This window comes from Pseudalgibacter alginicilyticus, from assembly GCF_001310225.1.
GTDB classification, from domain to species: domain Bacteria; phylum Bacteroidota; class Bacteroidia; order Flavobacteriales; family Flavobacteriaceae; genus Pseudalgibacter; species Pseudalgibacter alginicilyticus.
Genome location: NZ_CP012898.1, coordinates 2474219 through 2486924, shown reverse-complemented (window position 1 = coordinate 2486924; position 12706 = coordinate 2474219). Strand labels below are relative to the sequence as shown.

12 protein-coding genes are annotated in these 12706 nt (G+C 30.7%); 4 read left to right on the top strand and 8 right to left on the bottom strand.

All coding sequences use genetic code 11. From position 1 onward, the window contains the following. Nucleotides 1-106 precede the first annotated feature (106 nt). Entirely contained in the window at nucleotides 107-628 is a 522-nt protein-coding gene (locus APS56_RS10265; protein WP_082379330.1) for a ubiquitin-like protein, read from the top strand. 74 nt (nucleotides 629-702) lie between these two features. Here APS56_RS10265 and APS56_RS10260 read toward each other — a convergent pair whose 3' ends face one another. The 3 genes from APS56_RS10260 to APS56_RS10250 form a co-directional block, all read right to left on the bottom strand. Next, on the bottom strand, nucleotides 703-1203 hold the full coding sequence (locus APS56_RS10260; protein WP_157757652.1) for a hypothetical protein: 501 nt from the start codon (nucleotides 1201-1203) through the stop codon (nucleotides 703-705). A gap of 92 nt (nucleotides 1204-1295) precedes the next feature. Further along, nucleotides 1296-1640, bottom strand: coding sequence for a hypothetical protein (locus APS56_RS10255; protein WP_054727776.1), 345 nt, complete (start codon nucleotides 1638-1640; stop codon nucleotides 1296-1298). 119 nt (nucleotides 1641-1759) lie between these two features. Further along, complete coding sequence (locus tag APS56_RS10250) at nucleotides 1760-2191, bottom strand: tellurite resistance TerB family protein (RefSeq protein ID WP_054727775.1); 432 nt, start codon at nucleotides 2189-2191, stop codon at nucleotides 1760-1762. A 401-nt stretch (nucleotides 2192-2592) separates the two neighbouring features. Here APS56_RS10250 and mfd point away from each other — a divergent pair, with 401 nt between their 5' ends. The 3 genes from mfd to APS56_RS10235 all read left to right on the top strand — a co-directional run bounded on the left by mfd (nucleotide 2593) and on the right by APS56_RS10235 (nucleotide 8016). Continuing rightward, entirely contained in the window at nucleotides 2593-5985 is a 3393-nt protein-coding gene (gene mfd / locus APS56_RS10245) for a transcription-repair coupling factor (protein ID WP_054727773.1), read from the top strand. Between the two features lie 81 nt (nucleotides 5986-6066). Beyond that, nucleotides 6067-7404 (top strand): TlpA family protein disulfide reductase, encoded by a 1338-nt coding sequence (locus APS56_RS10240; RefSeq protein ID WP_054727771.1) that lies wholly within the window; start codon nucleotides 6067-6069, stop codon nucleotides 7402-7404. Nucleotides 7405-7515: 111 nt separating this feature from the next. Continuing rightward, complete coding sequence (locus tag APS56_RS10235) at nucleotides 7516-8016, top strand: hypothetical protein (protein WP_054727769.1); 501 nt, start codon at nucleotides 7516-7518, stop codon at nucleotides 8014-8016. Nucleotides 8017-8084: 68 nt separating this feature from the next. On the opposite strand, the gene APS56_RS10230 is transcribed toward APS56_RS10235, so the two are convergent. The 5 genes from APS56_RS10230 to APS56_RS10210 form a co-directional block, all read right to left on the bottom strand. Next, complete coding sequence (locus APS56_RS10230) at nucleotides 8085-8444, bottom strand: YraN family protein (protein ID WP_054727767.1); 360 nt, start codon at nucleotides 8442-8444, stop codon at nucleotides 8085-8087. A 90-nt stretch (nucleotides 8445-8534) separates the two neighbouring features. Then, the gene (locus APS56_RS10225; RefSeq protein ID WP_054727765.1) at nucleotides 8535-9695 is read right to left on the bottom strand and encodes a metal ABC transporter permease; all 1161 of its coding nucleotides are present in this window, start codon (nucleotides 9693-9695) and stop codon (nucleotides 8535-8537) included. After that, nucleotides 9688-10815 carry a metal ABC transporter permease gene (locus APS56_RS10220; protein ID WP_082379329.1) on the bottom strand — a complete coding sequence of 376 codons (1128 nt, stop codon included), beginning with the start codon at nucleotides 10813-10815 and terminating at the stop codon, nucleotides 9688-9690. The genes APS56_RS10225 and APS56_RS10220 overlap by 8 nt, the downstream gene beginning before the upstream one ends. A 155-nt stretch (nucleotides 10816-10970) precedes the next feature. After that, on the bottom strand, nucleotides 10971-11708 hold the full coding sequence (locus APS56_RS10215) for a metal ABC transporter ATP-binding protein (RefSeq protein WP_054731341.1): 738 nt from the start codon (nucleotides 11706-11708) through the stop codon (nucleotides 10971-10973). An 89-nt stretch (nucleotides 11709-11797) separates the two neighbouring features. Then, nucleotides 11798-12703, bottom strand: coding sequence for a metal ABC transporter solute-binding protein, Zn/Mn family (locus APS56_RS10210; RefSeq protein WP_054727761.1), 906 nt, complete (start codon nucleotides 12701-12703; stop codon nucleotides 11798-11800). Between the last annotated feature and the right edge of the window lie 3 nt (nucleotides 12704-12706).

The following is a 12706-nucleotide window of genomic DNA, read 5'->3' as shown; positions in this document are numbered from 1 at the left end:
TTTTTAGATAAAAAGTAAATATTCTAAGAAGTTAATGTTTTTTTGTGTTTTTTATTTAGTTTTGAGGGTGCTAAAATCTAATAATAGCCCCTTATAAATTATAATTATGAAAAAAAACTACTTATTTATTGCCGTTTTATTTATGTCTCTTAATGTTATGAGCATGCAAATTTTTGTTAAAATATTAGATGGGAAAACAATTGCATTAGAGGTAGAAGCTAATGATACCATTGAAAATGTTAAAGCTAAAATTCAAGATAGAGTAGGTATTCCTCCTGATATTCAAACGCTTATATTTGCTGGAAAAAATCTTGAAGAAGATAGAACGTTAGCGGATTATAATATTCAAAAAGAAAGTACAATTCATTTAGTCCAGTCTTCCCTTGGAATAGCCAATGTTGAATTAAATAGCATTAAGTTAGCGTTATTCCCAAATCCATCAACTGAGTTTATTCAATTATTGGGTTTGAATGCTAGTAAACATTATTCAATACACAATGTATTAGGAATAAAAATTTATTCAGGTATGTTAAATAGTAATCAAAAAATAAATATCTCAAACTTTTCAAATGGAGTATACTTTTTGAAGTTAGAAAATGAGAATACTATTAAGTTTATCAAGAAATAAATAATAAGTATAAATTAAAAAAGAGTATGAAAGAATAAGATTTAACCTTATTCTTTCATACTCTTTTTTATAGCTTAAGAAGCCATTCTAGCAATTTGTGGTTCTGTTATGGCTTTATTAATCAGTGCTTGCCATTTTTCAATTCGTTGTAATTCAAAGTCTTCTGTTAAATCATTATCAATATTAAAAAAATTGATAATTGCATTTGGTTTTGTTGAAGACTTAAAAATAAACTCTAAATCCAATTTTTTTAAACTTACGGGTTTGCCTTTAATTATATTTGAATCTTTAATAACATGGCATTGTTTTACATCTGCTAAATTAATAATAGAAATAAAAGGTTCATTTTCATTAAATTGAATGGAGCTTATTATTTTATGGTTGTTGTCAATAGCAATAAAATTTTTACGCCAAATTTCTTTAATGTCATATGTTATGCCATTATCTTTTATTAATGTGTTAATTTGTTTTTTAATGTTTGAGGTGTTTTTTGTTCCATTTAGAATAAATAATAAAATAGGAACGAATACGCTTAAAATTAAAAGCGTAGAAACAATTATTAATGAAATTTTCATCTTGTTTTTTTTAATTAATTTTTTGAATATAAAAACCATCATTAAAAGGTTTTAATGATTGATTTTGAAGTAGGTGGTAAAAAATTAAATAGTTACAAGAATGAATGAAAAGGGAAAATAATGGTGCCAATAGTTTGGCTAAAATTAAAGAAATCACAAATTTTTAAATAGCTTAAACTAATATTTAAATATAATTTGTGTATTGATGGGTTTGAGAAAAAATGCTCAGTAGTATGTAATTGTCTTTGTTCATCAAAATTCAATGATATTTCATGCGAAGCATCAATGGTAATAGCAGCAGTATTTAATCCATCATTATCATGAAGCTCATGAGTTGGCGTATAATTATTAATAGTCACTTCACCCTCTAATGTGCAAACAAAATGGGTAAAGAAACTTAATACAACCGTTAAAATTAAGCCTTGAAACTTCTGCATGTATTCTTTAATTACAAAACAAAGGTATAATAAAGTATGTTAAAGTAATTATAAAAATAAAAAAATGCGAACTTTATTAGTTCGCATTTTTTTAGAATCGTATCTATGAAGGTGTTTTGTTACTTATTCATATTTTTAATTTCATGAATAAATGTATCTAAATCAACTTTATTGTTTACCAAAGTTAAGGCTTTGTCCACAATATATTTTACATTTTCAGGATGAAACCCTAAACCAACAGCAATTTTTGTTAGCAAAACCTCTTCACTATCACCTTTGATATGATCCACATACACCATACGAGCTAAATCATATAAACGCTCTAAACGTCTTTCATAATCATATGGTGGATTTATAGGATGTGATTTATAATCTTCTAATATAATTTTATAATCACCTTCACTAATATCCAAGTTTTTTGCCAATCTGTCTAAAAAAGCTTTTTCGTCATCGGTTATAATTCCGTCATCCATAGCAACACGTACTATGGATGCAAAATGATCTTCATTACGCTTTTTAAATCCACTATCAAATAAATCTGAAAACGACATATATTCTTTTTTTTGTTTAAATCTCGAAATTTCGAGTGTGCAAACCTACATATTTTTTTCATTTTTTTCACAAATCAAAATGAAAATGTCATGAAACAAATTAGTCATTCCTAAAGTTAGTCAATAAATACGAATCGTAATAATGTTTCTAATTATTTATTGATTTCTCTTTGTTAAGTTAAATATTTAGGAATTTCTCAAAGGCTTTAATTTTCTTTTATAATACCATTGAGTGAGGGTGCAGGAGTTGCAATAAGTTAAATCTTATCTAAGCCTAATTCAGGATAAAAAATCCATATTAAGTTTTTTAAATTAAATTTTAACAAGCATTAATTTATGCTAAAAAGTGGCATAAATCATTCTAAACCCTATCTTTGCACTCGAAAAAACCAAATAATTTCGTGAGTAAATCTTCCCTCTCGCAAACCTATGCACAGACTTTGCAAACGCAAAATTTGCAGACGATTATTACCCAAACCCAGAATAAAATACATTTAAGAGGCCTTGTTGGATCTTCATTTTCATTCGTGATTTCAAGTCTTTTTAAAACAGCTGAAAAACCATTTTTACTCGTTTTTAATGATAAAGAAGAAGCGGCGTTTTATCTGAACGATTTAGAACAACTTTGTGGAGATAAAGATGTGTTGTTTTATCCAGGGAGTTATCGCAGACCATATCAAATTGAAGAAACCGATAATGCTAATGTATTATTGCGAGCCGAGGTGTTAAATCGAATCAACTCGCAAAAAAAGTCAGCTCTTATTGTTACTTATCCCGATGCGCTTTTTGAACAAGTTGTTACTAGAAAAGAGTTGGAACGCAATACTTTAAAAGTAGGCGTGAATGATAAACTATCCATTGATTTTGTAAACGAAATTTTGTTTGAATATCAATTTAAACGTGTTGATTTTGTGACAGAACCTGGTGAGTTTTCTGTGCGTGGCGGTATTGTAGATGTGTTTTCATTTTCGCATGATGAACCATATAGAATTGAGTTTTTTGGTGATGAGGTAGACAGTATCAGAACCTTTGATGTTGAAACACAACTATCTATTCAGCAAATTAAAAAAATTAATATCATTCCTAATGTAGCTAATAAACTGTTACAAGAGAGCCGACAAAGTTTTTTAAAATATATTGCTCAAAAAACTGTGATTTGCTTAAAAAATGCCGATTTATTTTTTTCAAGAATTGACGATTTTTATAGCAAAGCTGAAGACGCTTTTAAAACGCTTTCAACGGATATTAAACACGCAAAACCAAATGAGTTATTTTGTACTTCAGAATTATTAAAAAAACAATTACTCAGTTTTTCGATTGTAGAGTTTGGTACTAACGCTTATTTTAAAGGCGATGCTGAACTTTTTTCAGAATCTCAAGATGCAATTCTGAAAGAGGTTCAGAATGATGAAATAACATTTAATACTAGCCCACAACCTTCTTTTAATAAACAATTCAATTTGTTGATTGAAGATTTAAATATCAATCACGATAAGGGTTATACCAATTATATAGCATGCGTTAGTGAACAGCAAGCTAAACGTTTTCATGATATTTTTGATGATTCTCATTTGGAAGTTAAACCTTATCAAACCGTTATTTTATCGCTTCATCAAGGTTTTATAGACCATGAATCTAAAATAGTTTGTTACACAGATCATCAAATTTTTGAGCGTTACCATAAATTTCATGTTAAAAATGGTTACGCTAAAAAGCAAGCTATTACATTAAAAGAACTTACAAATTTAGATATTGGTGATTATGTAACGCATATAGACCACGGAATTGGGCGTTTTGGAGGGCTTCAAAAAATAGATGTTGAAGGTAAAAAACAAGAAGCTATTAAATTGGTTTATGGAGAGCGGGATGTATTGTATTTAAGCATCCATTCGCTACATAAAATAACCAAGTTTAATGGTAAAGATGGCAAGCCTCCAAAAATTTATAAATTGGGGAGTAATGCATGGAAAACATTAAAAGAAAAAACAAAATCAAGAGTTAAGCATGTTGCTTTTAATCTTATAAAGCTTTATGCCAAGCGAAAAACAGAAAAAGGCTATCAATATAATCCAGATAGCTATATGCAACATGAATTGGAGGCCTCTTTTATATATGAAGATACTCCCGATCAAAGTACAGCAACGGCAGATATCAAAGCGGATATGGAAAGTGAACGTCCTATGGATAGGCTTGTTTGTGGCGATGTTGGATTTGGTAAAACCGAAGTTGCAATTCGTGCTGCTTTTAAAGCAGTTGATAATGGAAAACAAGTGGCTGTTTTAGTGCCAACCACCATTTTAGCCTATCAACACTCTAGAACATTCAAAGAACGGTTGAAGGATTTTCCTGTTACAGTAGATTATGTTAATCGTTTTAGAACTTCCAAGGAAAAACGTGAAACTTTGGAAAATTTGGAACAAGGAAAAGTAGATATTATTATTGGAACACATCAACTTGTAAATAAAAATGTAAAGTTTAAAGACTTAGGCTTGCTAATTGTTGACGAAGAACAAAAATTTGGTGTGGCTGTAAAAGAGAAGTTAAAAACTTTAAAGGATAATGTAGATGTATTGACACTAACAGCAACACCCATTCCAAGAACATTGCAGTTTAGTTTAATGGCTGCTAGAGATTTGTCAGTAATTACAACGCCCCCTCCAAACAGATACCCCATTGAGAGCCATGTTATTCGTTTTAATGAAGAAAACATTCGCGATGCGATAAGTTATGAAATAGAACGTGGCGGTCAAATTTTCTTTATTCATAATCGCATTGAAAATATTAAAGAGGTTGCTGGTATGATTCAACGTTTGGTACCAGACGCTAAAATTGGTATTGGTCATGGGCAAATGGATGGTAAAAAATTGGAGGAACTCATGTTAGCTTTTATGGATGGTGCTTTTGACGTTTTGGTAAGTACTACTATTATAGAAAGTGGTTTGGATGTTCCAAATGCCAATACTATTTTTATTAATAATGCCAATAATTTTGGATTGAGTGATTTACATCAAATGCGTGGTCGAGTAGGGAGAAGTAACAAAAAAGCATTCTGTTATTTTATAACACCAGAATATTCTGCTATGACTGATGATGCCCGAAAACGAATCACAGCCTTAGAGCAGTTTACAGAATTGGGTAGTGGTTTTAATATTGCTATGAAAGATTTGGAAATTCGTGGTGCTGGTGATTTATTGGGTGGTGAACAAAGTGGATTCATTAATGAAATAGGGTTTGATACTTATCAAAAAATATTAAATGAAGCCATTGAAGAACTTAAAGAAACTGAATTCAAAGATCTTTATAATGAAAATGAAGAAGATAAGGTTTATGTAAAAGACGTAACAATTGATTCTGATTTTGAATTACTTTTTCCTGATGATTATGTAAACAATATTGCTGAACGATTAAGTTTATATACCAAGTTAAACGAAATAAAGACTGAGAGCGAATTACAAAAATTTGAAACCGAATTGATAGACCGTTTTGGGGAATTGCCAAAACAAGTGACAGATTTACTAGATAGTGTTCAAATAAAGTGGTTGGCTACTAAAATTGGTTTTGAGAAAATAGTCATGAAACAAGGACGATTAATAGGCTATTTTATTAATGATCAACAGAGTAGTTTTTACCAAAGTAGTAGCTTTACCAAAGTATTACAGTATATGCAAAAAAGTCCTAATATTTGTAAGATGAAAGAAAAGCAAACCCGAAATGGTTTACGACTTATGCTTACTTTTGATAAAATAAAAACAGTACAACAAGCATTGCAAGCACTTCAGCCAATCATGGCTTAATTGTTGAGTCAGTTAAAATATAAGAATCTTTAAAATTTCAATACTTTTGCAATTTAAAACAATAATATCACATATAAATTAATGAAACGCCTCCTCTTTTTAGCGATTTTATTTCCAGGTTTACTTTTCGCACAACATACAATTAAAGGTGTATTTTCGCCACCAGAAGATTATAAATTTGCATTGTTGTATAAAGTAAACCCAACGGTTTCTGTATATGTTAAAAATGCAGAAGTAAAAAAAGATGGTAGTTTTAAGTTTCAATTAGATTCTACAAACACCAAAGGTATTTACAGATTAGTTTATGCAGTACCTCAAGAAGATTATAATTTTGATATTATTTACAATGGTAAAGAGGATATAGAACTTACTTTCAATTCTGAAACAGGAGTTGACTTTAAAAAATCTGTTGAAAATAGAATGTTGGCTTCTTACACCAGTAGTATGTTTAAGGTAACAGGGAGTATTAGTAATTATTTTCATCAAGCAACTAAAGATACTCTTGCGCTTAAAGCTATTTTTAAAACGCAATATGATACGCAAAATAGCTATGAAAAGGCTTCAAAAGGTATGATAGCATCTCATTTTATAAAAGCTAATAGACCCTACATGCCAAAAAAGGTTGAAAGTGTTGGAACTTATACAAAAAATTTAAAACTACACTTTTTTGATGCCATTGATTTTAATAATACAACACTTTTAAGTTCTAATTTTTTAACTGAAAAAATGCTGAACTATGTATTTGGTGTTTCTTCTGATGATAAAAGTCGATTTGCAAATTATAAGAAGAATATTGATGTGTTTTGTACAAAAATGAAACTTGCTTCCCCTGAAATAAAAAGTAATTTATTAACGGAGTTATGGCAGCAAATGGCAGACTTAAATTATGAGGAAGTTGCCAATTATATTGCAGATACGTATTTAATAGATCTTGCTGTATCATTAAATAATCAGTTGCTTTTGAATGCTTTAATACAATATAAGGATATTTCGATAGGAAGTAAGGCTCCCGATTTTTCTCTAGAAATTAAAAATGGTAATAAAAAAGTGTCTGCAAAATTAAGCGAATTAAATATTGCTGAAACATACATATTAATTTTTTGGAGTAGCGAATGCTCACATTGTTTAGAAGAAATTCCACAACTGCAGTCCTTTTTAAAAGCAAAAGAAAAAGAACATATTAAAGTGATTGCTGTTGCTTTGGAAGATAATGATAAACAATGGAGGTATAAAATCCAGAGTTTTCCAGAATTTATTCATGTATTGGGTTTGGGTAAATGGGATAATGCTATAGGCAATAAATATGGAGTTTCAGCAACACCAACCTATTTCATTTTAAATAAAAACAAAGAAATTACTGATAAACCATCAGATTTCGAAGATTTGAAAAACTTCATTTCAGGACATAAAGCCGATTAAATGCATTAAAAATCGATAATATTCATTTTTTTTTAACATTTAATTGAATTTAAATTTGATTTTAACATTTATGCATTTATATTCGCAGCATTAACCAATAAAATATTTAGAATGAAAAAATTTACCAAATTAACTTGTTTATTATTTGTTTCGTTATTTATTGTTTCATGTTCAAGTGATGATGATAACACTGAGAGCTTTACAAACACCGTAGAATATGATGGGGTTTCTTTTAGTGTTGATCAAGCTGAAATTTTTGATTATGGTGCTTTTGAAGGTTATTATAGTTATGGATTTGAATTAGTAGGAAGTACAAGTGAGGACGATCCTATTTATCTTCATTTGGGATTATTTTCAGAAGGGACTGAATCATTCAGAGCAGGTACTTTTCCATTTTATGATTCTGACGATATAGAAGCAGCACCAGAATTTGTATTTCCATACGGAGATGTCACATTTGATGGCGATAATTATTTTGAAATAGTAGGAGGAACTGTAACTGTTACTCAAAATGGTGATTTGTATACTCTTAGCGGACAGTTAATTTTAGAAAATGATGATGTTGTTACAGTTAGCTATAGTGGAGAATTTGAAATTTTTTCTCCCAACTAACTATAAAAAAGATAATTAGTTAAAAAACCCCTTAAAAAGTAAGGGGTTTTTTTATATTGTACAGTATTTTAAAAGTGATAAAAAGCATTTTCAAAATGCTTAATATTAAAACCTTTTTCTTCTTTTACAATAGCAATAATATCAAAGCGTACTTCAAGATCTAATTCATTTATGTTAACATATTCATCAACTGCTTTTACTAAGCGTTGAATTTGTTTTGGTTTTACAAAATCTTGTGGATTTCCATAATCTACAGACGAACGTGTTTTAACTTCAATAATGGCAAGAATATTTTTATTTTGAGCAATGATATCCACTTCAGCTTTATCAAACCGATAATTTCGTTCTTTAATGTCATAACCGTTTTTTAATAGAAAATTGACAGCTAGTTGTTCACCTTTTTTACCGAGTTGATTGTGTTGTGCCATAAAGCGAAGGTATGTTTTTTACTATGAAGAAAGAATTATTGCCAAAAATATTCTGAATGAGGTTTTTGAATAGAATCTGTTTCGTAGTTTTTATCCTCTAAACAAAAAGAAATCATCTTTCATATCTTCAATTTGACTATCTTCATTAGTTATAATAAAATCAATGGCTTGCGTGGTAAAAGCATCTCCTTTTTCAGTAAGTGAAACGATGTTTTTGTTAAAAGAAATCATATTATTTTTAAGTGCCAAATCTAAAATTGTTTTACTACGTACTTTTTGCCAATTAATATGCTCGTTGAGGTGGTTTACATGGCGTTCACGTTCTTCTGTATGATTTTTTAAGTGCAGTAAAAAGGTTAATAATGATACTTCGGTACGCTGTTGTTTTTCTCTATACAATACAGCAATAACGCCTTTGTTGGGAGCAAACAAATAAACAACCAAAAACAATAATCCAAGCATAGTTGTAATAGACCCTGCTATGGAGGCATCTAACCAATGTGCCAGCCAATAGCCAGAAATGGCACTAAAAATTCCAAAAACAATGGTGTAGATAAGCATGCGTTTTAAATCGGTAGTTAGCAGATAAGCAGTGGCTGCAGGTGCAATCATTAACGCTACCACCAAAATAGCCCCTACTGCATCAAAAGCTCCAACGGTGGTAACGGATGATACTGTCATCAGTCCATAGTGGATAATGGCTGGAGAAAAGCCTAATGAAGCGGATAAACCAGCATCAAATGTGCTAATTTTTAATTCCTTAAAAAATGCAATTAATAAACCAATGGTTATAATTAAAATACTCCCAATAATCCATAATGATTTTGGCCCTACATCCACACCATACATAATTAATCTGTCAAATGGTGCAAAGGCTAATTCTCCTAATAGAACGGCATCAACATCTAAATGGACATCATTGGCATTTTTGGCAATAAGAATAACTCCAATACTAAACAAAATAGGAAACACCAATCCAATGGCAGTATCTTCTTTTACCAATCCTGTTTTTTGAATATATTCCACTAAAACAACAGTAATAATTCCTGTTAAAGCAGCTAAAAGAATTAATAAAGGCGAGTTCAAATCTTGAGTAATAAAAAAACCAATAACAATACCCGGTAAAATAGAATGGCTAATAGCATCGCTAATCATAGCCATCTTTCGTAGTACCAAAAACGTGCCAGGAACCGCACAAGCAATAGCAACTAAACTAGCAATAAGTTGTATTTCTATTTGAGCATTACTCATTATCTGGGTTTTGTTGGTTGTATAAATTTGAAGCCGTATTAAAGCCTTCTTCCGTTAAGCTCCACATGTTTCCTTCTAAAATCACATAATTTTTGTTTACTAATTTTTGTAAGGTGCTTTTTGTGTAGCCTTGAAAATTATTTAAAATTTTAATAGTGTGTGGATGTGATATATTGTCGTGTGTTTGGGCAATATGAAACATAAAAGACAAGGTTTTATGCAGTTCTAAATCACGGCGGTTTTTAATAAAGCGTATTTGTTTAAAAAGTAATCCACGGCTAGGAGAAAATATGAATGAAACTAATACAAAAATACCCGCAATAATTACTATTACAGGGCCTGTGGATAAATTATTTTGACTGGAACTAATAGCAGTGCCAAAAACTCCAGAAAATGCACCAAAAACCGCAGCAAGAAAAACCATGACACCCAAACTGTTTGTCCATTGCCTTGCAGCGGCAGCGGGCGCCAATAACATAGCACTCATGAGTACCACGCCAACGGTTTGAAGACCTAAAACAATAGCCAATACAATGAAAGATGTGATTAAAATATCAATAACTTTTGTGTTGAACCCCAGTGTTTTTGTGTAATCGGCGTCAAAAAGCAGAATTTTGAATTCTTTCCAAAAGAGTAATAGTACGAATAAGCAAATACCAGTAACAATAGCCATCATCCAAACATCACTTTCAACTAACGTGGCTGCTTGGCCAAATAGATATTTATCTAATCCAGCTTGATTAGCGTTGGGTTGTTTTTGAATGAAGGTTAGTAATAACATTCCGAATCCAAAAAACAATGATAAAATTAACCCTAATGCCGTATCGGATTTTAAATGTGTCTTGCTAATAATACCTCGAATCCAAAAAGTACCAATTAATCCACTGATTAATGCGCCTAATAATAAAACATTTGTTTCTTTAGTACCTGTAATCAAAAAGGCAATGGCAATACCTGGCAATGCGGCATGAGAAATAGCATCTCCTAAAAGACTTTGTTTTCTGAGAACTGCAAAACTTCCTAGCATACCCGTAACAGCCCCAAGAATAGCAGTTCCTAAGGTGATTGTTCTTAGAGTATAGTCTGTAAAGACTAGCTTTATGTATTCTGTAATGTCTATAACCGGGAGTTTTTAGTGGTTAGTTTTGTTTTTAGCTTTTTTAAGATTATTAATCATTTTAGAAAGTGCAACGAGTTTTTTAATTTCATTATCTGTTATGCTTCAAATTTAAATTTTATATCTAAAAAATACTTGTTAATTTTTTCTAAGTTTTTTTATTCTTGAATACTTACTTTATAATTAATTCCATAGGTTTTTGTTAAGTTATCATCATTAAAAATATCTTTAACAGGCCCTGTGGCTATCTTTTTTACATTTAAAAAGGTTACCCAATCAAAATATTCAGGAACAGTTTGTAAATCGTGATGCACTACAATAACTGTTTTTCCTGCTTTTCGTAATTCTTTTAAAATATTGATGATGGCTATTTCAGTGGTGGCATCAACGCCTTGAAATGGCTCATCCATAAAATAGATGGATGCATTCTGTACCAACGCTCGCGCTAAAAATATACGTTGTTGTTGTCCACCGGAAAGTTGGCTTATTTGTCTGTTTTTAAATGCTAACATACCAACTTTTTCTAAGGCTTCTAAGGCTTCTTTTTTTTGTTTTTGTCCAGGGCGTTTTATCCATCCTAAACTTCCGTAAGTTCCCATTATTACAACATCTAAAGCTGTTGTTGGAAAATCCCAGTCTACACTGCCTTTTTGAGGCACATAAGCTACTAAATGGCGTTGTTTTTTATATTTTTCACCAAAAATCTCTACACTACCAGCAATAGGTTTTAGGATGCCTAAAATAGATTTAATTAAAGTTGATTTTCCAGCTCCGTTTGGCCCTACAATTGCCATGAGTACACCTTCGGGTATTTCTAAATCAATATCCCACAGTACAGGTTTGTAGTTGTAAGCTACTGTTAAATCGTCAACTTTTACAGCAATATTAGTATTCATTTTTTTGGTTTTTAGTCCTGATAACATCAACATTCTTTATTGATTTTTTTTCAAAAAAGAGATAGTGAATAGCAGGTAGTAGCTTCAAATTACTTTAGTGCATTAACAATGGTTTTTACATTATATTTAAACATGCCTATATAGGTGCCTTCTGTAGTTCCATTATTTCCAAGAGCATCGGAATATAAGGAGCCTCCAATGGTAACATTGTGTCCTTTGGAATTTACAGCAGCTTGCAAAGCTTCAATGGTACGTTTTGGAACAGAGCTTTCTATAAATATGGCTTTTACGTTTTTTTCAATGATAAAGGTCGATAATTTTTGAACATCTTGTACACCTGCTTCTGTGGCGGTGGATATGCCTTGTAAACCTACAACTTCAAATCCAAATGATTTGCCAAAATAATTAAAAGCATCATGTGCTGTAACCAAAATGCGCTTATTTTTTGGAAGGGTTTCTATGGTGTTTTTTAATTCACTTTCAAGCATGTTGAGCTGTTTCAAATATGTGTCTCGATTGGTTTCGAATATGTCTTTTTTATCAGGAATAGCCTCAGAAAGTGTTTTTGTAACAAATACTGTTGCTTGTATCCAATAATTGATATTGAACCAAATATGAGGATCGTAGTTTGAGGCAAAATATTCTGAACCAATGAGTGTTTTTTTGTCTAAAGCATCAGAAATAGCAACGGTTTTTGTGGTTTTCATTTTTTTGAAGACTTCAACGAGTTTTCCTTCTAAATGAAGTCCGTTATAAAAAATAATATCAGCATTGGCTAATTTTGAAACATCCCCTTCACTGGCTTTGTAAAGATGCGGATCTACACCGCTTCCCATAAGTCCTTGTAAATTGATATGATTGCCACCAATATTGCTTACCAAATCGGTTATCATGGAAGTTGTAGTAACAATATTGGGTTTGTCATTTATTTTTTTATCGTTTTTACAACTTAAAATAATAAATGTGAATGTTAAAATAAGTAATGGTTTTTTCATTTT